The organism is Luteibacter sp. RCC_6_2 (assembly GCF_041360655.1).
Lineage (GTDB): Bacteria > Pseudomonadota > Gammaproteobacteria > Xanthomonadales > Rhodanobacteraceae > Luteibacter.
Genome location: NZ_JBFUPQ010000005.1, coordinates 270,469 through 291,233 on the forward strand (window position 1 = coordinate 270,469; position 20,765 = coordinate 291,233).

The window sequence follows — 20,765 nt, forward strand, 5'->3', positions numbered from 1 at the left end:
GTACTACCGCACCGACCGTCAGCGCGCGTCGAGCGCGGCGCGGATCGGCGCGAGGAAGTCCCGTGCCCTGCCGGCGGCATCGTCGGCCGAGGTCGCGCCGGCGAGGCGGTCGACCAGGGCGCTGCCGATGACCACGGCGTCGGCGAATTCGCCGATCGCCTTCGCGCTCGCGGCGTCACGAACGCCGAAGCCCACGGCCACCGGAGCCTTCGCCCGTGCGCGGATACCGGCGACGCGCTCGGCGATCTCGCCGGTGCTCAGCTGGGCCGCGCCGGTGATGCCGGCGAACGATACATAGTACAGGAAGCCGGATGCGGCCTCGCAAAGCCGAGCCAGCCGGCCCTCGGCCGTGGTCGGCGAGGCGAGCAGGATCTGGTCGAGGCCGGCCTTGCGCAGGGGCTCGAGGACATGCGATTCCTCCAGCGGGCAATCGACCATCAGCACGCCATCCACCCCCGCGTCGACGGCATCTTCGGCGAACGCCGCGTATCCGTACATTTCCACGGGATTGAGGTAACCCATCAGGACGAGCGGGGTCTCGTTGTCGGTCTCGCGAAAGGCTGCGACCCAGGCCAGTACGTTGCCGAGGCCGACACCCTTGGCCAGGGCGCGCTCGCTGGCGTGCTGGATCACCGGGCCATCGGCCATCGGATCGGAAAACGGCACGCCCAGTTCGATCACGTCGGCACCCGCGGCGACCAGTCCGTGCATCAACGGCACCACGGCATCCGGCGACGGATCGCCGGCGGTGATGAACGGAACGAGGCCGGTGCGGCCCGCGGCCTTCAGCGCCGCGAAACGGCGTTCGATGCGGCTCATCAGAGTTCGATTCCTTCGCGCGCGGCAATGGTGTGCACGTCCTTGTCGCCGCGACCGGAAAGGTTGGCGAGGACCAGGCCGTCCTTCGGCAGCTCGCGGGCCAGCTTGATCGCCTGGGCGATCGCATGACTCGATTCCAGCGCGGCGAGGATGCCCTCGGTGCGCGCCAGCAGATGGAAGGCTTCCAACGCCTCGTCGTCGGTCACGCCGACGTATTCCGCACGGCCGGCGTCCTTGAGGAAGGCATGCTCCGGACCCACGCCCGGGTAATCCAGGCCGGCGGAGACCGAATGCGTCTCGATGATCTGGCCGTTCGCGTCGGACAACACATAGGTGCGATTGCCGTGCAGCACGCCCGGCTTGCCCGCCGCGAGCGAGGCCGCGTGGCGGCCCGTCTCGATGCCCTCGCCCGCCGCCTCGGCGCCGACGATGCGGACCTGGCGGTCGTTGAGGAAGGCGTGGAACAAGCCGATGGCGTTCGAACCGCCACCCACGCAGGCGGTGATCACGTCCGGCAGGCGGCCGAACTGTTCGAGCGTCTGCTCACGCGCTTCGCGGCCGACGATGGCGTTGAAATCGCGCACCATCTGCGGATACGGGTGCGGCCCGGCGACGGTGCCGATGATGTAGAAGGTGTCGGCGACGTTGGTGACCCAGTCGCGCATCGCTTCATTGAGCGCGTCTTTGAGGGTCTTCGAGCCCGAGGTCACCGGCACCACGTCCGCGCCGAGCAGGCGCATGCGGTAGACGTTGATCTTCTGCCGCTCGATGTCGACGGCACCCATGTACACCACGCACTTCAGGCCCATGCGCGCGGCGACCGTGGCGCTGGCCACGCCGTGCTGGCCGGCGCCGGTCTCGGCGATGATGCGCGTCTTGCCCATGTGCCTGGCGACCAGCGCCTGGCCCACGGTGTTGTTGATCTTGTGCGCGCCAGTGTGGTTCAGGTCTTCGCGCTTGAGCACGATGCGCGCGCCGCCGACATGCTTCGACAGGCGCTCGGCGTGGTACACCGGGCTGGGCCGGCCCACGTAATACTTGAGGTCGCGGTCGAGCTCGGCGATGAAGGCCGGGTCCTTGCGCAGTTTCTCGTACGCCGCCGTGAGTTCCGCGAGCGGCTCCATGAGGGTCTCGGCCACGTAGATGCCGCCGTAATCGCCGAAGCGCCCATGCGCGTCGGGATAGGCGTGGAAATCCGCGATATCGGTCATTGCCTTCTCGTTACCTGCTGGAGGCCGTGTCACGCGTTGGGGACGGCGCGCACGGCGGAAATGAAGCGTTCCATCTTAGCCCGATCCTTGATCCCGGGCGACGACTCGATGCCGCTGGACACGTCCACCGCCCAGGGCCGGGCGATGCGGATCGCCTCGCCGACATTCCCGACCGTGAGTCCGCCGGCGAGCAGCAGCGGTTGCGCAAAGTCCTTCGGCATCAGCGACCAGTCGAACCGCTGGCCGCTGCCGCCCTGCTCGCCCAGGCCGTGGCCGTCCAGAAGCAGGCCGGCGGCGCCCGGATAATCGCGCAGGCGCGCCAGCGCTGGAGCACCCTCGCCCATCGCGATGGCTTTCAGGTAACGCACGCCGTAGGTGCTGCATTCCGCGTCCGTCTCCGCGCCGTGGAACTGCAGCATGTCCGGACGCAGCACCCGCAGCACTTCCTCCACATAGGCCGGGTCCTCATCCATCACTAGCGCCACCGTCGTCACGAAGGGCGGCACGGCATCGCGCAAGCGCGCGGCGGATGCGGGATCGACGAAGCGCTTGCTCTTGCGCGTCATGACGAAACCGACGGCATCGGCACCCAAGCGCGCCGCCAGTTGCACGTCGTCGACACGAGTCAGTCCGCAGCACTTGATCCGGGTCATAGCGTCACTTCCCGTGGCAGGCCCCAATGGGCTTCATAAAGGGGACCGATGAAGGTCAGGCCTTCCGCGGGTGCCGTGGCGCCGGCGACTTCGCGATCGCGGCCGGCGAGCAGTTCGGCCATCCAGCCCACGGGCTGTTCACCACGCCCGATCGGCAGCAGCGAACCGACGATGTTGCGCACCATGTGATGCAGGAAGGCGTTGGCCTCGATCTCCACCACCACGTGGATGTCTTCGCGGAACACGCGGATCGAGCGCACGTTGCGCCGCGCGTGCGCCGCCTGGCACGAGATGGCGCGGAATGCTGAGAAATCGTGTTCGCCCACGATCGCCTGCGCCGCCTCGTGCATCGCCTCCGCATCGAGCGCGCGGCGTTCCCATGCCACGAAACGGGCATCCAGCGCGGGACGGACGAAGCGCGGCAGGATGCGGTACCGGTACCGGCGGCCACGCGCGGAAAAACGCGCATGGAAATCGTCGGCCACCGGCAGCGCCCAGGTCACCGCCACGCTGTGCGGCAGGTTCGAGCAGGCACCCAGGACCCAGCCCCGCATGTCGCGCACCACCTCGGTGTCGAAGTGAACCACCTGGCAGCGGCCATGCACGCCGGCATCGGTGCGCCCGGCGGCGGTGACCTCGATGGGCTCATGGGCGACCCGGCTCAGCGCCTCTTCCAGCGCCCCCTGCACGGTCTTCGCATGGCTGAGCCGCTGCCAGCCGCGGAAGTCGGTGCCGTCGTATTCGACGCCTAGGGCGATGCGCATGAAGTTGTTCAGGAGGCGGTGGAAACCAGAAAGATTACCACCGCGGAGGTGGTAGGAACCTGCCAGGAGCGTGGTAGGACCCCGGTGGTGCCGACCTCATGGCAGCCCGCCCTTGTGGGAGCCGCTTCAGCGGCGATGGGTGCTTGCCTCGAACTGGCCCGCTGCCGCGGGATCGCCGCTAAAGCGGCTCCCACAGGGGTCGGCTCCCACCGGAGGCGGTTCCCACCGGAACCGCCAAAGAAAAACCCCAGCCTAAGCCGGGGCTCCTTCAGGCATAAACCACCCGCCCTGCCGGCTCAACGATCGATCGAGCCGTCGTTTTCCAGCAGCGCCCGATGGATCCAGCCGCCGACGGCGCCGCCGAGCAATGGCACGACCCAGAACACCCACAGTTGGGAGATCGCCCATCCGCCCTGGTACAAGGCCACGCCCGTGCTGCGCGCGGGATTCACCGAGGTATTGGTGACCGGGATGCTGATCAGGTGGATGAGCGTGAGGGCCAGGCCGATCGCCAGCGGGGCGAACCCCACCGGTGCGCGCTTGTGCGTCACACCGAGGATGACCAGCAGGAAGAAGGCGGTCAGCACGAATTCCGCGACCACGGCGGCAAGGAATGAATAACCACCGGGGGAATGCTCGCCGTATCCGTTGGTGGCGAAACCGGCCGCCACGTCGAAGCCCGGCTTGCCACTGGCGATGAGGTAGAGCACGCCACCCGCCGCCACCGCGCCGATCACCTGGCTGACGATATAAGGCAGTACATCGCTGGCTGGAATACGCCCGCCCGTGAAGCAACCCAGCGTCACCGCCGGATTGAAATGGGCGCCCGAAATGTGCCCGACGGCGTACGCCATCGTCAGCACGGTGAGGCCGAAGGCCAGGGCGACACCGGCGAAGCCGATGCCTAGTTCGGGAAAGGCCGCGGCGAGCACCGCGCTTCCGCAACCGCCGAAAACCAACCAGAAGGTACCAAAGAACTCCGCGAGCAGACGCTTGGACATAGTCGCACTCCTTCGATGAAATCACTGAAGCGGGTACGTGCCGGGGTGTAGCGGACCGCTATGGTGGGAGCATCCACAGGGTTCTTAGACGATGTCGTTGAGGATGCGGCGGGCCGTGTCCTTCTGCATCTGCGAGCCTTCGGCGAGCACCTCGTCGAGCATCAGGCGCGCGCCTTCGGCATCACCCATGTCGAGATAGGCGCGGGCCAGGTCGAGCTTGGTGTCCACCGGGTCGTCGCTGAAGCTCTCCGGACCGTGGTCCTCGAGCGGTTCTTCGTCCGGGAAGGTGGGTTCGTCGAAACGGGGCACGTGGCCGGTCGGCGTGGCCGGTTCGGCGTGGCCTCGGGAAGCGAGGTCGTGTTCGTCCTCGAACGACCAGGTCGAGCGTTCCTCGGCCTTGCCGGCCGCTTCACCAGCGGCGACCGCACTGTCGGTCGTCTCGTGTGGTTCGGCATAAGGCGATTCCGGGGCGTCGACGTCGAACACGCCCGGGGCGTTCGGACGGCGATCCGCCTCGGCGCGCTGCACCGGCGTCAGGTCGAAGTTGAAATGGTATTCGCTGTGCTTCTGCGGCGCCGGCTTCTGCGGGGGTTCTTCCTCGTCCGGACCGGTGACGTAGTTGCCGAGGTCGAATTCCTCGAGCGCGGCGACCTCGTCCTCGTTGTGCGGACGCGAAGCCGTATAGGTATCCTCGTACGGCTCGTCGATCTCGTCGACGGGGACGCCACCGAACAGCGGATGGCTCGGTGCGAGATCCTCGCCCATCATCATCACTTCGCGCCATTCCGGCTGCTCCGGATCGGCGACGTGGGCGAACATGGCTTCGGCTGCGGCTTCGAAGTGCTCGACGTCGCGACGGCCGTAGTAGAGGCTCACCAGTTCGAGGTGCAGGCCGATGTCGTCCGGATGCTCGGCCAGGGCGTCGAGTATTTCGCGCTGGTCCTGGTCCATCGCCTCGCTGGGCTCGCCGAAGCCGCCGAACGTGTGCTCCTGACCGAAGCGGTCGGCCAGCGACGTGGTACCGGCGGCGGCCGCGGCCTTCGGCTTCTTGCGGCCGAAGACAGCCGCGACCAGCAGCAGGAGGACGACGATCGCACCGCCACCCCAGGCCCACGGCTGCATGTACCACGGGTCTTCTTCGACCGGGACGGGAGCGACCGGCGCATGCTTCGTCACCGGCTTGGCAGCCATTGGCGTTGCCGCGGAAGGCTCCTTGAGCGGCGAAATAGCCACGGTGGAAGCAGGTGCCGGGGCCGAGGCCGCCGGCGTCGCCGAGGCGACCGGGGCCGGTGCCGGCGCGCTGGTGGCGGCCACTGGAGCGGCCGGTGCCGTTGCCGGCGAGGTCGCCGCGGCGGCCGGAGTCGGCGCGTTCGCCACGGCCGGCTGGCCGGAACCCTTCTGCGCCTCGGCCAGCTTGCGCTGGAGCTCGGCGATTTCGGAATCCTTGAGACTCAGCAGGCGCTGGTTCTTGGTGTTGATTTCCTCGAGGTCGCCGATGCGCGACTTCAGTTCCTCGCCCTGCTGCTTGAGCGAAGCGACGCTTTCCTGCGACGTGGCCAGTTCCTGCTTGAGGCCCGCGACCTGCGCATCGCCCGTGCCACCCTTGCTGCCCGCACGCGTGGAAGCCGCGTCGCCACCTTCCTTGGAGGGAACGATGGCCAGGCGGTCGGTCGCCGGAGCGGCCGGCTTTGCTTCACCCTGGCCCGCGGCGGACGAGGCGGCATCGGCCACGACCGAGGGCGCACGCGTGGTACCCGCGCGCCAGCTTTCGTTCTGGCGGCGCACTTCGGCCAGCGCCGACGAGGCGGACAGTGCCTGCACGTCGTCGGTGGAGGGAATGCGCAGCACGGCGCCGGTCTTCAGCGCATTCATGTTGTCGCGGTAGAAGGCATCCGGGTTGGCCTTGTGCAGGGCCACCAGCATCTGGTTCATATCGGCACCGCCCGCGTGCTGGCGGGCGATGGTCGACAGAGTCTGGCCACGCTGTACCGGACCGTAGGTATCGCCAGCCGCCGCCGCGGCAGGCGCGGCCTCCGCACGCGAAGGCTTGGCTTCGGCACGCGATGGCACGCGCGAGGGAACCTCGGAAGTGCGCGACGGCTGTGCCGCTGGCGTGGCCGCTGCGGAATTCACCGGCGTACCCGGCGGATCGAGCAGCATGGTGACTTCGCGCACGACCTTGTTGCCGCCCGAAGACACCTCGACCAGGAAGTCGAGATACGTGTCGCGCACCGGCTCGGCGCTGCTGACACGGACCACCGGCTGTCCCGAGGCGTTCTTGCCTACCGCGAAGTTCAGGGCCACGGGCAGGCCGCCGCGATTCAGGCCGGCGCGCGTGAAGGCTTCTTCCGAGGCCAGGGTGACATGGACATTGTCGAGGTTGCCCGACACGCCGGTCAGCGGGATTTCCGCCGCCAACGGCTGGTCCATCGTGGAGCGGACCTGGACCGGACCCAGGTTCTGCGCCAGGGCCTGGCTACCCCATGTGGCGAGCGCCAGCATGATCGAAAGCTTCAACGTACGGTTCATCACTCGCTTCCCCCGAACTAAACCCATGCCGGCGGCGCGCCTCTATGAGGGCGATCGGCCGCGAAGGCGCCACTGTAGTGCACCCCAGCAACAACTAACAATAGCGGGTACGGATAGTTACGCGACAACGTTAAGTCGTTCGCGAGGCCCGTACACGCCCCCCTTACATGTCCCGGCCCCGGTCAGTGGCCCTGTTTCGCCTCCAACTGGCGCTGGAGTTCGGCGATCTTGCGATCGCGTTCCTCCAGTGCGCGGCGGGCGGCCTGCGTATTCGATTCCAGCGTGTCGACCTTCGCCTTGAGTTGCCGGACCTGGGCGTCCTCGCTCTTCACCTGGCCCTGCAAGGCCTCGAGCCTCGCGTGGGCCGCGGCCGTCGTGGCGGGTGCCGGAGCCGCCGGCGGGCGCTGTTCCGCCTGCGCCAGGGGCGAAAGCAGGACGAGCAGGCAGGCGGCGGCGCAGGCTTTCATTACAGATAGTCCTCGATCAGGATCTCCGCGATCTGCACGGCGTTGAGGGCCGCGCCCTTGCGGATGTTATCGGCCACCACCCACAGGTCGAGGCCGCGCTCGTGCGAGATGTCCTCGCGGATGCGGCCGACGAACACCGGGTCCTTGCCCGCCGCGTCGCCCACCGGCGTGGGATAGCCGCCCGCCTTGCGCTCGTCCAGCACGACCACGCCCGGGGCCTGCTCGAGCAGTTCGCGCGCGCGCTCGGCGGTGATCTTGTCGCGGGTCTCGATATGCACGGCCTCGGCGTGGCCGTAGAACACCGGCACGCGCACCGCGGTCGGGTTCACCTGGATGGACGGGTCCTCGAGGATCTTCCGGGTCTCCCAGACCATCTTCATTTCTTCCTTGGTGTAGCCATTGGCCTGGAAGTCATCGATGTGCGGGATCACGTTGAAGGCGATCTGCTTCGGGAACTTGACCGTCTCCACTTCCTGGAAGTTGAGCATCTGCGCGGTCTGCTTGCCCAGCTCGTCCATGCCACTGCGCCCCGCGCCCGACACCGACTGGTAGGTGGCGACGTTGATGCGTTCGATGCCCACCTCGCGGTGAATCGGGGCCAGCGCCACCAGCATCTGCATCGTGGAGCAGTTCGGGTTGGCGATGATGCCGCGCACCGTATAGTCGGCGATGGCGTGCGGGTTCACCTCGGACACCACCAGGGGGATGTCGTCCTGGTAGCGGAACTCGGAGGTGTTATCGATCACCACGGCCCCGGCCGCGGCCGCGCGAGGCGCGTGTTCGCGGCTCACGGAACCACCGGCCGAGAAGAAAGCGATGTCCACGCCGGCGAAGTCGTACTTGGCCAGGTCCTGGACGACGTAAGGTTTTCCATTGAAGTCGACCGTACCGCCCGCCGAGCGCTCGCTCGCCAGGGGCACCAGTTCGCTCACGGGGAAATCCCGTTCGGCGAGGATCGACAGGAGGGTCTCGCCGACCGCGCCGGTCGCACCCACCATGGCCACCTTGTAACTCGTCTTCTTGCTCATGCTTCGCTTTCGTCAGGCGTGGGAAAACAGGTTCAGCTGGCGTCGGCCAGCACACCCGGATTGAGGATCGTGGGCGGCCGGCCGGCGTCAGGACCATGCCCGAACGCCGCCAGCACATTGTCCACAGCCAGCGCCGCCATATCGCGACGTGTGTCGCGACTTGCGCTGGCGATGTGCGGACTGAGCACGATATTTTGCAGTTTCATGAGGTCGGGGTGGACCTTCGGCTCGCCCTCGAACACGTCGAGGGCCGCCGCGGCGATCGTGCCGTCGGCCAGCGCGCGGGCCAGGGCGGCATCGTCGACGATGCCGCCGCGGGCGACGTTGACCAGGGTGGCCGTGGGTTTCATCGCCTTGAGTTCCGGCCCGCCGATGGCATGGTGGCTTTGCGGCGTATACGGCAGCACGAGGATCAGGTGGTCCGACGCGGCCAGCAGGCTGGCCTTGTCCACGTAGGTCGCCGCGTATTCGCGCTCGATCTCCGGCGCCAACCGGGAACGGTTGTGATAGATCACTTTCGCCTGAAATCCGTAGGCACGCCGTGCGATGGCCTGGCCGATCCGGCCCATGCCGAGGATGCCGATGGTCTTGCCATGCACGTCGGCGCCCAGCCAGCCTTCGAAGCGCGAACCATGCCACTGGCCATCACGCAGCCAGCGCTCGGCTTCGCCGATCCGGCGGGCCGCCGCGAGCATCAGCGCCCAGGCGTAGTCGGCCACGGTCTCGTTGAGGACGTCCGGCGTGTTCGACGCGCCGATGCCGGCTTCGGTCAGCGCATCGATGTCGAGGTTGTTGTAGCCCACGCCGAGGTTGGCCACGAAGCGCAGGCGCGGGGCGGACGCGATCGCCGTCGCGTCGATGCGCTCGGCCAGGCCGACGATGGCGGCGTCGGCATCGGCCAGGCGAGCGGCCAGTTCGGTCGATGAAAAGGAACGTTCCTCCGTCTCCGCGCGCACCTCGAACCAGGGGCGCAGGCGGTCGACGATGTCAGGGAAGAACGGACGGGAAATCCAGACGATCGGCTTGCTCATCATCTATGCCTGCAACGTGCCCGGAATACGCGGCGGCACCTCGCCCACGTCGCCACACTGGGCGCGATGGCGCAGGGCCTGGTCCATCAGCACGAGGGCCAGCATCGCCTCGGCGATGGGCACGGCGCGGATGCCGACGCAGGGATCGTGGCGGCCCTTGGTCACGACCTCGGCCGGCTGCCCTGCCCGGTCGACACTGCGGCCGGGCACGAGGATGCTGGACGTGGGCTTGAACGCCATCGAAACGACCACCGGCTGCCCGGAAGCGATGCCGCCGAGGATGCCGCCGGCATGGTTGGAAAGGAAACCGCCGGCACTGAGTTCGTCGCGGTGCTGCGTGCCACGCTGGGCCACGGCGGCGAAGCCGTCGCCGATCTCGACGCCCTTCACCGCGTTGATCGACATCATGGCGGCGGCGAGTTCGCCATCGAGCTTGCCGTAGATCGGCTCGCCCCATCCGGCCGGCACGCCATCGGCGACCACGGTGACCTTGGCGCCGACCGAATCCCCCGACTTGCGCAGGGCATCCATGTACGACTCCAACTCCGGCACCTGCGCGGCGTCGGGCCAGAAGAACGGGTTGCCCTCGATCGCGCCGGCGTCGAAGCCGCGCGGCACGAGTTCGCCGATCTGGGCCACGTGTCCGCGCACGGTCACGCCATGGCGCTGTGCCAGCCACTTCTTGGCGATGACGCCGGCAGCCACGCGCATCGTGGTTTCCCGCGCCGAGGACCGGCCGCCGCCGCGAGGATCGCGGATGCCGTACTTCTGCCAGTACGTGTAATCCGCGTGGCCCGGGCGGAAGGTATCGAGGATGTTGCCGTAGTCCTTGGAACGGGCGTCCGTATTGCGGATCAGCAAGGCGATCGGCGTGCCGGTGGTCTCGCCTTCGTACACGCCCGAGAGGATCTCGATGTCGTCCGCCTCGCGACGCTGCGAGGTATGCCGCGAGCGCCCGGTGGCGCGCCGATCGAGGTCGGCGCGGAACTCCGCCGCATTGAGCGGGAGCCCGGGTGGGCACCCGTCCACCACGCACCCGATCGCCGGGCCGTGGCTTTCGCCGAAGGTGGTGACGGAGAGGAGCTTGCCGAACGTATTGGAGGACACGGTACTTCCGGTGAGGTTTAGTTTCTTGCGGCACGCGCCGCGGAGATCTCCGCGGCGTGTTCGACGAGGTCGCGCCGCTCCAGCGCGAAGATGCCCATCTGCCCGACCTTGAACTCCAGCCAGACGAACGGCACGCGCGGCAGCAGGTTGACCAGCGCGTGCTCGCTGTCGCCCACTTCGACGATCAGCAGGCCATCTTCGCTGAGGTGGTCGGCCGCCTCGTCGAGGATGCGCAAGGTGATGTCCAGTCCATCATCGCCGGATGTCAGGCCGAGGACCGGTTCATGGCTGTATTCGGTCGGCATCGCGGCGTATTCGTCGTTGGTCACGTACGGCGGGTTGGACACGATCAGGTCGTAGACCTCGCCCTTCACCCCGTCGAACAGGTCCGACTTGATCGCCCGCACGCGGTCTTCCGCGTGCTGGAACACGATGTTCTCGTTGGCCAGCGAGAGGGCGTCGTCGCTGACGTCGACGAGGTCCACCTGCCAATCCGGGTTGTACTCGGCCATGGCGATGCCGATGCAGCCGGAGCCGGTGCACAGGTCAAGCGCACGTTCCACATGGCGGTCGTCGAGCCACGGGGTGAAACGGCTCTCGATCAGCTCGGCGATGGGCGAACGCGGCACCAGGGCGCGGCGGTCGCTCTTGAACTTCATCCCGGCGAACCAGGTCTCGCCCACCAGGTAGGCCACCGGCACGCGCTCGGACACGCGGCGCTCGATCAGCGCCAGCACCTTCGCTTTCTCCTCGGCGATCAGGTTGCCCGCGCCATAGGCCGGCGGGATATCCGGCGGCAGGTGCAGCGCGGCCAGGACCAGGTGGGTCGCCTCGTCGATCGGATTGTCGTGGCTATGCCCGAAGGTCAGGCCGGCGGCCGAGAAACGGCTGGCGCCGTAGCGGATGAAATCGATGATCGAGGAGAGTTCGCTGGTCACGGGGGCGGGGTTCGATGGGGCTGACGGGTGAGTATAGCCGTCCGGGTCCGGGCCCACACGATCGCCATCGGCCATCCTGCCGATGGGCATCGGTACCCGGCAGGCGTACATTCCGACTTTTCCCGCGGGCACGCGACGCCCGGTAAACGGAGTCTGGCATGACCGGTTTCCTGCGCGCCCTCGCCGTATCGCTGCTCCTGGCATCCGCCGCCCGGGCCCAGGAGATGCACGACCACGGTATCCCCGAGAAGCTCGGCAACGTGTCGTTTCCGATCTCATGCGATGCCTCGGTGCAGAAGCCGTTCGATCGTGCCGTCGCCCTCCTCCACTCGTTCGCCTATGCCGCCGCCCGCGAAGCCTTCGAGGGTGTCGTGGCGAAAGACCCGAAATGCGCCATGGGCCATTGGGGCGTCGCGATGGTCTTTTTCCACCCGGTGTGGACGCCCGCCCTGCCGGCGGACACCTTCGCCCGCGGCCAGGCGGAGGCCAGGACAGCGGCGCGTCTGGCGTCGGCCTCGTCGCCGCGTGAACGGGCCTACATCCATGCGCTCGGGCAGCTCTATCAGGGCGGCGACATCAAACCCGCGCAACGCACCCCTGCCTACGAACAGGCGATGGCCGGCGTCGCCCGCGACAACCCGAAGGACGTCGAGGCGCAGGTGTTCTATGCCGTGGCCCTGCTGTCGAACGCCTCGATGACCGACAAGACGCATGCGAAGCAGAAGCAGGCCATCGCGATCCTCGACCCGCTGTTTCGCACATATCCGGATCATCCGGGCATCGCGCACTACCTGATCCACGCCTGCGACAGCGCCGAACTGGCGCAACGCGGCCTGCCTGCCGCCAGGAAATACGCGGACATCGCGCCTTCGGCACCGCATGCCTTGCACATGCCCTCGCACATCTTCACGCGGTTGGGCCTGTGGGACGACTCGATCCGCTCCAACCTCGCCTCGAAAAAGGCGGCGCGCGAGCACGGCGACAGCATGGGTCAGTTGCACGCCATGGACTACCTCGTCTATGCCTACATGCAGACCGGTCGAGATCAGGAAGCGCGCGAGGTCATCGGCGAGATGAAAAACATGCGCGGCCTCGACATGAACGACTTCGGGGTCGCCTATCCCGCGACCGCTATGCCGATTCGCGAAGTCGTCGAGCAAAGCCGATGGAACGAAGCCTCCACGATCGAGCCACCGGCCGGCGCCCCACCTTCCGTCGTCGCCATCGCGGTATGGGCGAAAGGTCTGGGCCTCGCACGCAGCGGCCGTCCCGACGAAGCCCGTGCCCAGGCGGCCCGCCTCGACCAGATCGAAGCCCAACTCAAGACCTCCGGTGACGACTACTGGTCCACGCAGACCGGCGTCCTCGCCTCGGAAGTAAAGGCTTGGATCGCGCAAGCCAGCGGCGACGCCTCGGGCGCCGTCGCCCTGATGACCGATGCCGCCGAACGGGAAGACCGGGTCGAGAAGCGCCCTGTGACACCGGGCCCGATCGTCCCCGCGCGCGAACAACTCGGCGAACTGCTGCTGGCACAGAAGCAACCCGGACCGGCGCAGGCGGCATTCAAGGCGGCACTCACGCAAGCCCCCGGTCGCGCTGGCGCCTTGCGTGGGGAGAAGGCGGCGGAAACGATGCGCTAGCCCCAGGGAATCCTGGACGCCACACGATTCACGTCTTGTGTGGGCCAGGATCGCTTGTCGCAGGTTTACCGTCTTCTTGGTGCCCGGCGAAACGCCGGAGGTAACGTGGCGCGCTGGCCGTGGTGACTGCGATGTCATACCAGCCTGCGCTGTTCGTCAGATCGAGCGGCACGGTCTGCGACTGTCCAGCGACGAGTTCGAGATCGCGGGGTGACGTGTTGCCATAAGCATCCGTGATGCGAGCGGTAACGCTCCTCGCCCCTCGGTTGCTCAAGCGCACGTCGACGCCGCGGGTGCCCGACTTGCCGGCGATGACCACTTCCAGCCCGTCATCGGCAAAACCGCGCAAGTGGGCGAAGTATCCATTCGGACCGTGGATACGGCGGTCGTAGCCATCGCCGGCTTTCGCCAGCGCCCAGCGGTCTTCGATCCGCTTGCCCGCACTCACCGCATAGCGGCGTGGCGGGGCTTCGCGTTGGAGTCCGTCGTAGACGAAGAATGCCGCACCGAGCCGGCCGCTGTTGGTGAAGACGATGCGACTGCTGTCCGCTTCCAGGCGATGCTCGACCGTCCATGCATAACCGAGAGCCCGCGATGGACGCGTGCCCGGCTCCTGCACGGGCATGGCCTGCTCGCGCGGCACCGTGATCGTGGCCTTGCCGTTCGAACCAGCCGGCAGGCCAAGCGTCGGCATGCGCTGGTCTGCGTTGCCGGCGAAGTCGAAGGCGCTGGTCAGGTCGCCGCATACCGAACGGCGCCATGTACTGATGTTCGGTTCCTCGACGCCGAAGCGTTTTTCGAGGAAACGCAGCACCGAGGTGTGATCGAAGGTTTCCGAGCAGACCCAGCCACCACGGGTCCACGGCGAGACCACGATCATCGGCACGCGATTGCCGAGGCCGACCGGCTGTTCGCCGCGTGGGTCGCTGCCTGCCACGAGCGGCGATGAAATCCGCGGATGGGCGTCGAGGTCCATGATCTCGTCGCCCAGGCCGGCGAGCAGGTCGTCGGAAACCACGCCCTGCCCGTCCTCGCCGCTTTCCAGTGGTGGCGCAGGCGGCACCACGTGATCGAAGAAGCCGTCGTTCTCGTCGTAGTTGAGGAACAGTACCGTGCGGCTCCACACCTTCGGATTGGCGGTCAGCGCCTCGATGACGCGGCGGATGTAGAACGCGCCATCGGCGGGTGACGAAGTGGGATGTTCGCTGTACTTGTACGGCGCGACGATCCACGTCACCTGGGGCAGGCGGTCGTGCAACACATCGTCACGCAACTGACGAAGGCTGTGATTCGACACGCCGTTGCGCACGAGCGAACCGTTCGGGTCGGCGCCTTCCTTCACTTGGTACTTCGCGAAGAACTCCAGCGAGTTGTCCGTGTAGTTGTCGGTCGGCGAACCCGGGTCGCCGGTGCCGCCCTGGTACACACGCCAACTGATGCCCGCCTTCTCCAACCTTTCCGGATATGTGGTCCAGGTATAGCCATCCGCGTCGGGCCGTTCCTCGGTGCCCGGCCCGTTGTCCTTCGTACCCAGCCGCCCGGAAGGATCGGCCGTGCCGCTCCAGAGGTAGATCCGGTTGATGGCGGTGTCGGCGAGTGCGGAAGCGTGGTACGCGTCGCAGACGGTGAAGGCGTCGGCGAGCGCGTAGTGGAAGGCGGCGTCCTCGCGGCGCAGGTACGCCATCGTCAGCACGTCCTGCTTTTGCTCGATCCAGCGATCGTTGCGGCCGAGGTTCCAGGCACCGTGGCCGCTGCTCCAGCCGTGGTCGGTGCCCTCGTGATGATCGCCGCAGGCGCGCGTGTCCAGGTGGAACGGGTAGACCCAGCCCACGTCGTCGCCGATGCCGCGCGCCTTCCAGTATTTCGTGCGCGCCGCCGTCACCGGCTGGCGCCAAACCGGGTCGCCATTGCCGAGTTCCAGCACGCGCGGATCGGCGAAGCCACGCACGCCGCGCAGGCTGCCGAAGTGATGGTCGAACGAGCGATTCTCCTGCATGAGGATCACCACGTGGCCCACGTCGGCGATCGTGCCGGTGCGCCGGTCGGGACCCGTCGCCAGCGCCTGGGCGATCGCCGCCGGGAAACCCTGTGCGACCAGCGAGGCGGCGACGGTGGCGCCCGCGGCATGGAGGAAACGGCGACGATCGCGGGAAAACATCCGGTATCAGTCCCTGGCCAGCGATTCGATGAGTGCCGCATGCAAGGCGGGCGTGGCCGCGGCGACGACGCGACCGCCACTATCGAGGCCGAGCGCGCGGCCTTCCCAGTCGGTCATGACGCCCCCGGCGGCTTCGACCACTGGTGCGATGGCGAGATAGTCGTACGGCATGAGGTTGGCCTCGACCACGGCGTCGATATGACCCGCCGCCAACATGCCGTAGCCGTAGCAGTCGCCGCCGAAACGGCGCGCATACGCCGCACGGCTCGTGCGGTCGAAACGGGCCCACTCGTCGGGGCTGAACATGTCCGGCGTGGTCGTGTAGAGCGTGGCGGCTGCAAGGGTTTCACATGCACGGGTACGGCAGGGCAGCCCGTTCATCGTCGTTCCCACGCCCGTGTGCCCGATCCAGCGCTCGTCCAGCACGGGCATGTCCAGCACGCCGAGCACCGGCTTGCCGTGGTGGAGCAAGGCCAACAAGGTGCCCCAGAGCGGCCAGCCCGAAATGAAGCTGCGCGTGCCGTCGATGGGATCGATCGACCAGACGTATTCCGCGTCCACGCGCGTCGCGCCGTACTCCTCGCCAAGCAGCCCGTGCGAGGGCCACGCTAGTTCGATGCGTTCGCGCAGCATCGATTCCACGCCCCGGTCCACGGCTGTCACGGGGCTCATGTCACCCTTGAGCGTCACGTCCACAGGGCGACGGAATCTCGGCAGGGACAACGCACGCGCGTTATCGGCGATACCCGCGGCGAATGCCTCGAACTCCTTCCGCTCAGCGGCGGACAACGATTCCATCAACGACACTCCTGGCTATGTTTCGGGATGATGACAAAAACGAAAATTCTCTGGTGGACGCAGAAGCCACAGGTTTGCAAATATACCCAAAACGCCACACGGTTGGTGCATCATGGACCTTCCGCGGGGCAGCTTCGACGAACCGCGTCACAGGGTGAAAGCCGGCCATGCGTCCATACCGCCATATCGGAAGCGTCATCGCGCTGGTCGCCGCCTGTGGCGTGGCCCGTGCCGGTACGGTCACCGTGTACTCCGCCCTGGAGAGCGACGAGATCGCCACCTACCTTGGTGCGGCGAAGAAGGCCCTGCCCGGTCTCGACATCCGTGTCCTGCGCCTGTCCAGCGGTGACCTGGCCGCGCGCCTGCTTGCCGAATCGGCCGAACCACGCAACGACGCGATCTGGGGCATGGCGGTCACCGACATGCTCGAACCGCGTATCGCCATGCTGCTCGCGCCGGTGCACGGAGCGAACATCGACCGCATCCCGGCGGCGTTCCGCGCGACCGATGGGCTGTGGTTCGCGCCCACGGGATACCTCGCGGCCCTATGCGTCAATCGCGAAGCCCTGGCGGAGCGCCACCTGCCGATGCCACGCAGCTGGCGCGATCTCACCTCGCCGGCCTACAAGGGCCAGGTGGCGATGCCCGATCCATCGTCATCCGGCACGGGCTACATGCTCGTGTCTTCGCTGTCGGATGCCGGTCGCGACCCCGAAGGCATGGACCTCCTGCGCGACATCTCGCGCAACGTCGGCCAGGTCACCTTGTCCGGCTCGGCGCCGTGCAAGCTCGCACGCATCGGCGAATTCCCCATCGGCATCTCGTTCGCCTTCTCGGCCATGCAATCCATCCGCCAGGGTTATCCGGTGACGATGGTGATACCCGAAGGACGCAAGGGCTACGAACTGGAAGCGTCGGCGCTGATGAAGGGCTCTCCGCACGCGGATGACGCGAAGCGTTTCCTCGACTGGACCGCGTCACCCGAAGCGGCCGCGTTGTACCGCGGCTACAAGGAAATCGTCGCGGCGCCCGGCAGCGTGCCTAGCGCGGAACAACAACGGCAGGGCTTGCCCGCCGACCTGGTCGCGACGCTGCCCGCGCGCGACTTCGCCACCGCGGCGCGCGAACGCGCGGCGCTCATCGCCAGATACAAGCGGCTGACGCGCTAGCGCGCGGCCGGGGGAGTTGGGGAATGCACTTGCGGATCGACGACATCACGAAGGCATGGAATGGGCATACCGTGCTCGATGGCGTTTCCTTCGACGCCGGGGAGAGCGAGTTCGTCTGCCTGCTCGGACCCAGCGGCTGTGGCAAGACCACCCTGCTGCGCATCGTCGCGGGATTGACCGCGGCGGATACGGGACGCGTGGTCCTCGGCGGTCGCGACATCAGCGCGTTGCCCGCACGCGAGCGGCGCATGGGCCTGGTCTTCCAGGCCTATTCCCTGTTCCCCGACATGACCGCCGCGGCCAATGTCGGCTACCCCATGCGCCTGCGCCGCGACGCCCCGGCGAAGATCGCCGCGCGCTGCAGTGAACTGCTGGAACGGGTCGGGCTGGGCGGCCTCGGTGCGCGCTTCCCCGACGAGCTCTCCGGAGGCCAGCAGCAGCGCGTGGCGCTGGCCCGCGCCCTCGCCACCGAGCCGGCCATGCTCCTGCTCGACGAACCGCTCTCCGCGCTCGATCCCGCCATACGCGGACAGTTGCGCAGCGAGATCCGCCTGCTCCAGCGTGCGCTCGGCATCCCGACGATCATGGTGACGCACGACCAGGAAGAAGCGCTGGCGATGGCGGACACGATCGTCTGCATGAACCGCGGCAGGATCGAACAGACCGGCAGCCCCCGGGACCTCTACGAGCGCCCGCGTTCCCGCTTCGTCGCCGAGTTCATCGGCCGCGCCAACCTGCTGCCGACGGCGTTCGTACGCGAGGCGATGCCCGGCTTCCTGGAACGGCGGCCGCCGGGCGACGGGGCCACGTACGAGTTGTGCCTGCGTCCCGAGGACATCGTGATCGAAAGCGACCCGCGCGGCGAAGCCGTGATCGAGGACACCGTCTTCCTCGGCAACCTCGCGCGCATCACCCTCGCCTGGCGCGGACGGAAGCTGCTGGTGGAACAGCCCGGGCGTAGCGCCTTGGGTCGCGGCGAGCCGGTTTCCGTCGATGCGCTCCGCGGCGCGTGGGTGTGCGCGTGAACCGTGGACACGCCATGGGTATCGTCCTGCTGGCGGTTCCGCTGCTGTGCCTGCTCGTGTTCTTCCTGCATCCACTGGCGACCGTGCTCGTGCGCAGCGTGACCGATGCGAACGGTGCGTGGACACTCGCGAACTATGGCCGCCTGTTCGACGATCCCGGGCTTCCGCGAGCCGCGTCGCGCAGCCTGGCCATCGGCCTCGCCACCACGCTATGCACCGTTTCGCTGGGCCTGTGCCTGGCGATGGCCTTGCATCGTTCCCGCCTGCCCGGCAAGGCCCTGATTCGGGGCGCCCTGCTCCTGCCGATGCTCGCGCCCTCGCTCGTGCTCGCGCTCGGCCTCGTCTGCCTGCTCGGGCGCAACGGGCTCGTGCATCGCCTCACCGGCCTGCCCACCGACATCTACGGCTTCTGGGGCTTGCTCATCGCTAACACGCTCTACGGTCTGCCGCAGGTGGTGATCATCGTTTCCGCCGCGCTGGGCCGCACCCCGGCACGCCACTACGATGCCGCCGAATCCATGGGCGCCACGCCCTGGCGACAGTTCCTCGACGTGACCATTCCCCGCCTTCGCTTCGCCCTGCTCGCGGCGGCTTTCCTGGTCTTCACCGAGACCTTGACCGACTTCGGCAGCGCCGTGGTCGTCGGCGGCAGCTACCGCGTGCTGGCGGTGGAGATCTACGGCGAAGTGGTCGGACAACTGGATTTCGCCATGGGCGCGACGCTGGGCGTGGTGCTGCTGGCACCCGCCCTGCTTTCGGTGTGGCTGGCCCGGCTGGCGAAACGCCGGCAGGACACGGGCGACGCGAGCCCGGGGCGCACGCTGGTTCCCGCGCGGCACCCGTGGCGCGACGTCGCGCTGGGCGGCATCTCGCTGTTGGCGTTGTTGCCGCTCGTGGGCGTCGTGGCCACCGTCGCCTATGTCAGCGTGGTGAAGCTGTGGCCCTACGATCGCACGCTCACGCTCGCCAATTACATCGGCGGCATGCCTGATGGATACGGCCCCGTGGCCACGTCGATCACCATGTCGTTGCTTGCCGCATGCGCCGGCGTGTTGCTGGTGTTCGCCTTGTCCGCGGGACTACGCCGCGCACCGCCCTTCATCGCGAAGCCCGCGCAGTTCATCGCTTCCCTGCCTGCCGCGGTGCCGGGCCTCGTGCTGGGCCTGGGTTACGTGCTGGCCTTCAACCACGGACCGCTTTCCAGCTGGCTCTACGGAAGCGTGGCGATCGTGGCCGCGTGCAGCCTTTTCCATTACCACGCGCAGGCCTTCCTCACGATGCAGACCGGCATGCGCCAGGTGCCGGAAGCGCTGGACGACGCCGTGGCGGTATCCGGCGGCACGACCTTCCACGTCCTGCGCGACGCCGTATGGCCGTTCGCCGCACCGGCGGCGATATCCACCTTCTTTTACCTGTTCATGCGCTCGATGGTGACGCTGTCGGGCGTGATCTTCCTGGTCACCCCCGAACTCGGGCTCGCCTCGGTCACGGTGATGCGCCTGGACGAAAACGGTTTCCTCGCGCAAGCCGCCGCGTATGCGATGTGCGTCGTGCTTGCCAGCGCACTCGCACTCGGCGCCATGCGCCTCCTCCTCCACGTACTCAAGGACCGACGCCATGTGGCATGAAGAACGGCATTCCCGCATTCGCGACCTGCTGCGCACCAGCGGCCAGGTGTCCGTCGAGCGGATCGTCACCGAACTGGGCGTGTCGCGCGAGACGATCCGCCGCGACCTCGTCGAACTGGCCGAGCGCGGCGAGATCCGCCGCGTGCACGGCGGTGCGGTGCTCACGGGCGACGAACCGCCGATCGACGTGCGCCATGCCACGCGGGTGCGCGAGAAACGCGCCATCGCCAAGAAAGTGGCCAGCCTCGTCGAAAGTGGCCAGACCATCTTCATGGATGCGGGCAGCACGATGAACCTCGTGGCCGAGGCACTCGCCACGCGTAGCGGGCTCACCATCGTCACCAATGCCGTGGACGTGGCCGCGCGCTTCGCCGCGCGGGCCGGCAACGAGGTGCACCTGCTCGGCGGCCGCTTCAATGCGCAGACCGGCTGCACCCAGGGTGCCGCCACCGTCGCCGAGATCGCCCGTTACCAACCGCACCTCACCATTCTTTCGCCGGTCGGTATCGATGCCAAGGCCGGCGCGAGCAGTTTCGAAATGGAGGAAGCCGAGATCGCACGGGCAATGTGTGCCAACGCACGCCGCATCGTCATCGCGGCCGACCATTCCAAGATCGGCGTACGCAGCCGCGTCGCCTGGTGTCCCGCGGACCGCATCGACGTGCTGGTCACCGACCGCCGCTCGGAAAAGTCCCGCGCGATCGCCGCCATTCGTAAGGCCGTAGGCGAGATCGCTTATGCCTGAAACAACACCGCGCCATGAAGGCCGCCATCCACCCTTTGTTTAGATCGATTGAAA

At 67.6% G+C, this 20,765-nt stretch carries 18 protein-coding genes; 5 read left to right on the forward strand and 13 right to left on the reverse strand.

Annotated features, from left to right (window positions below; translation table 11 throughout):
- Positions 1 to 18: 18 nt before the first annotated feature.
- The 11 genes from trpA to prmB form a co-directional block, all read right to left on the reverse strand.
- Positions 19 to 819 carry a tryptophan synthase subunit alpha gene (trpA, locus tag AB6730_RS07560; RefSeq protein ID WP_371023034.1) on the reverse strand — a complete coding sequence of 267 codons (801 nt, stop codon included), beginning with the start codon at positions 817 to 819 and terminating at the stop codon, positions 19 to 21.
- Positions 819 to 2,030, reverse strand: a complete 1,212-nt coding sequence (gene trpB, locus AB6730_RS07565) for a tryptophan synthase subunit beta (RefSeq protein WP_371023035.1) — start codon at positions 2,028 to 2,030, stop codon at positions 819 to 821. The genes trpA and trpB overlap by 1 nt, the downstream gene beginning before the upstream one ends.
- Positions 2,031 to 2,059: 29 nt before the next feature.
- Positions 2,060 to 2,683 carry a phosphoribosylanthranilate isomerase gene (locus AB6730_RS07570; RefSeq protein ID WP_371023036.1) on the reverse strand — a complete coding sequence of 208 codons (624 nt, stop codon included), beginning with the start codon at positions 2,681 to 2,683 and terminating at the stop codon, positions 2,060 to 2,062.
- Positions 2,680 to 3,447: a tRNA pseudouridine(38-40) synthase TruA gene (gene truA, locus AB6730_RS07575; RefSeq protein ID WP_371023037.1), complete on the reverse strand. Its 768-nt coding sequence runs from the start codon at positions 3,445 to 3,447 to the stop codon at positions 2,680 to 2,682. The genes AB6730_RS07570 and truA overlap by 4 nt, the downstream gene beginning before the upstream one ends.
- Positions 3,448 to 3,743: 296 nt before the next feature.
- The gene (gene aqpZ / locus AB6730_RS07580) at positions 3,744 to 4,448 is read right to left on the reverse strand and encodes an aquaporin Z (protein WP_371023038.1); all 705 of its coding nucleotides are present in this window, start codon (positions 4,446 to 4,448) and stop codon (positions 3,744 to 3,746) included.
- 84 nt (positions 4,449 to 4,532) lie between these two features.
- The gene (locus AB6730_RS07585) at positions 4,533 to 6,977 is read right to left on the reverse strand and encodes a FimV/HubP family polar landmark protein (RefSeq protein ID WP_371023039.1); all 2,445 of its coding nucleotides are present in this window, start codon (positions 6,975 to 6,977) and stop codon (positions 4,533 to 4,535) included.
- 182 nt (positions 6,978 to 7,159) lie between these two features.
- On the reverse strand, positions 7,160 to 7,444 hold the full coding sequence (locus AB6730_RS07590) for a hypothetical protein (RefSeq protein WP_371023040.1): 285 nt from the start codon (positions 7,442 to 7,444) through the stop codon (positions 7,160 to 7,162).
- Positions 7,444 to 8,472, reverse strand: coding sequence for an aspartate-semialdehyde dehydrogenase (locus tag AB6730_RS07595; protein WP_371023041.1), 1,029 nt, complete (start codon positions 8,470 to 8,472; stop codon positions 7,444 to 7,446). Before AB6730_RS07595 ends, AB6730_RS07590 begins: the two co-directional genes overlap by 1 nt.
- A gap of 32 nt (positions 8,473 to 8,504) precedes the next feature.
- Positions 8,505 to 9,506 carry a 2-hydroxyacid dehydrogenase gene (locus AB6730_RS07600; RefSeq protein ID WP_371023042.1) on the reverse strand — a complete coding sequence of 334 codons (1,002 nt, stop codon included), beginning with the start codon at positions 9,504 to 9,506 and terminating at the stop codon, positions 8,505 to 8,507.
- A complete protein-coding gene (gene aroC, locus AB6730_RS07605; RefSeq protein ID WP_371023043.1) occupies positions 9,507 to 10,610 on the reverse strand; it encodes a chorismate synthase in 1,104 nt (367 codons plus the stop codon).
- A gap of 17 nt (positions 10,611 to 10,627) precedes the next feature.
- Positions 10,628 to 11,548 (reverse strand): 50S ribosomal protein L3 N(5)-glutamine methyltransferase, encoded by a 921-nt coding sequence (gene prmB, locus AB6730_RS07610; protein ID WP_371023044.1) that lies wholly within the window; start codon positions 11,546 to 11,548, stop codon positions 10,628 to 10,630.
- A gap of 158 nt (positions 11,549 to 11,706) precedes the next feature.
- Between prmB and AB6730_RS07615 the strand changes: the two genes are divergently transcribed.
- On the forward strand, positions 11,707 to 13,188 hold the full coding sequence (locus AB6730_RS07615) for a hypothetical protein (protein WP_371023045.1): 1,482 nt from the start codon (positions 11,707 to 11,709) through the stop codon (positions 13,186 to 13,188).
- 28 nt (positions 13,189 to 13,216) lie between these two features.
- Here the strand turns inward: AB6730_RS07615 and AB6730_RS07620 are convergent, their stop codons facing one another.
- Together AB6730_RS07620 and hisN are read right to left on the reverse strand one after the other, a co-directional pair.
- Positions 13,217 to 15,346 carry a phosphocholine-specific phospholipase C gene (locus AB6730_RS07620; protein ID WP_371023046.1) on the reverse strand — a complete coding sequence of 710 codons (2,130 nt, stop codon included), beginning with the start codon at positions 15,344 to 15,346 and terminating at the stop codon, positions 13,217 to 13,219.
- Between the two features lie 6 nt (positions 15,347 to 15,352).
- Positions 15,353 to 16,144 carry a histidinol-phosphatase gene (gene hisN / locus AB6730_RS07625; RefSeq protein ID WP_371023047.1) on the reverse strand — a complete coding sequence of 264 codons (792 nt, stop codon included), beginning with the start codon at positions 16,142 to 16,144 and terminating at the stop codon, positions 15,353 to 15,355.
- 167 nt (positions 16,145 to 16,311) lie between these two features.
- Here hisN and AB6730_RS07630 point away from each other — a divergent pair, with 167 nt between their 5' ends.
- The 4 genes from AB6730_RS07630 to AB6730_RS07645 are packed head-to-tail and all read left to right on the forward strand — an operon-like array spanning position 16,312 to position 20,711.
- Positions 16,312 to 17,313 carry an ABC transporter substrate-binding protein gene (locus tag AB6730_RS07630; RefSeq protein WP_371023048.1) on the forward strand — a complete coding sequence of 334 codons (1,002 nt, stop codon included), beginning with the start codon at positions 16,312 to 16,314 and terminating at the stop codon, positions 17,311 to 17,313.
- 23 nt (positions 17,314 to 17,336) lie between these two features.
- Positions 17,337 to 18,338: an ABC transporter ATP-binding protein gene (locus tag AB6730_RS07635; RefSeq protein WP_371023049.1), complete on the forward strand. Its 1,002-nt coding sequence runs from the start codon at positions 17,337 to 17,339 to the stop codon at positions 18,336 to 18,338.
- A gap of 14 nt (positions 18,339 to 18,352) precedes the next feature.
- Positions 18,353 to 19,966 carry an ABC transporter permease subunit gene (locus tag AB6730_RS07640; protein WP_371023050.1) on the forward strand — a complete coding sequence of 538 codons (1,614 nt, stop codon included), beginning with the start codon at positions 18,353 to 18,355 and terminating at the stop codon, positions 19,964 to 19,966.
- Positions 19,956 to 20,711 carry a DeoR/GlpR family DNA-binding transcription regulator gene (locus tag AB6730_RS07645; RefSeq protein WP_371023051.1) on the forward strand — a complete coding sequence of 252 codons (756 nt, stop codon included), beginning with the start codon at positions 19,956 to 19,958 and terminating at the stop codon, positions 20,709 to 20,711. The genes AB6730_RS07640 and AB6730_RS07645 overlap by 11 nt, the downstream gene beginning before the upstream one ends.
- Positions 20,712 to 20,765: the final 54 nt, after the last annotated feature.

What these genes read in the sequence shown, in the direction of transcription:
- AB6730_RS07645 (WP_371023051.1), top strand. Translation starts at nt 19,956, where the DNA reads ATGTGGCATGAAGAACGGCATTCCCGCATTCGCGACCTGCTGCGCACC.
- trpB (WP_371023035.1), bottom strand. Translation starts at nt 2,030, where the DNA reads ATGACCGATATCGCGGATTTCCACGCCTATCCCGACGCGCATGGGCGC.
- aqpZ (WP_371023038.1), bottom strand. Translation starts at nt 4,448, where the DNA reads ATGTCCAAGCGTCTGCTCGCGGAGTTCTTTGGTACCTTCTGGTTGGTT.
- AB6730_RS07570 (WP_371023036.1), bottom strand. Translation starts at nt 2,683, where the DNA reads ATGACCCGGATCAAGTGCTGCGGACTGACTCGTGTCGACGACGTGCAA.
- AB6730_RS07600 (WP_371023042.1), bottom strand. Translation starts at nt 9,506, where the DNA reads ATGATGAGCAAGCCGATCGTCTGGATTTCCCGTCCGTTCTTCCCTGAC.
- AB6730_RS07640 (WP_371023050.1), top strand. Translation starts at nt 18,353, where the DNA reads ATGGGTATCGTCCTGCTGGCGGTTCCGCTGCTGTGCCTGCTCGTGTTC.
- truA (WP_371023037.1), bottom strand. Translation starts at nt 3,447, where the DNA reads ATGCGCATCGCCCTAGGCGTCGAATACGACGGCACCGACTTCCGCGGC.
- AB6730_RS07620 (WP_371023046.1), bottom strand. Translation starts at nt 15,346, where the DNA reads ATGTTTTCCCGCGATCGTCGCCGTTTCCTCCATGCCGCGGGCGCCACC.
- AB6730_RS07595 (WP_371023041.1), bottom strand. Translation starts at nt 8,472, where the DNA reads ATGAGCAAGAAGACGAGTTACAAGGTGGCCATGGTGGGTGCGACCGGC.
- AB6730_RS07630 (WP_371023048.1), top strand. Translation starts at nt 16,312, where the DNA reads ATGCGTCCATACCGCCATATCGGAAGCGTCATCGCGCTGGTCGCCGCC.
- hisN (WP_371023047.1), bottom strand. Translation starts at nt 16,144, where the DNA reads ATGGAATCGTTGTCCGCCGCTGAGCGGAAGGAGTTCGAGGCATTCGCC.
- AB6730_RS07615 (WP_371023045.1), top strand. Translation starts at nt 11,707, where the DNA reads ATGACCGGTTTCCTGCGCGCCCTCGCCGTATCGCTGCTCCTGGCATCC.
- trpA (WP_371023034.1), bottom strand. Translation starts at nt 819, where the DNA reads ATGAGCCGCATCGAACGCCGTTTCGCGGCGCTGAAGGCCGCGGGCCGC.
- AB6730_RS07590 (WP_371023040.1), bottom strand. Translation starts at nt 7,444, where the DNA reads ATGAAAGCCTGCGCCGCCGCCTGCCTGCTCGTCCTGCTTTCGCCCCTG.
- AB6730_RS07585 (WP_371023039.1), bottom strand. Translation starts at nt 6,977, where the DNA reads ATGAACCGTACGTTGAAGCTTTCGATCATGCTGGCGCTCGCCACATGG.
- AB6730_RS07635 (WP_371023049.1), top strand. Translation starts at nt 17,337, where the DNA reads ATGCACTTGCGGATCGACGACATCACGAAGGCATGGAATGGGCATACC.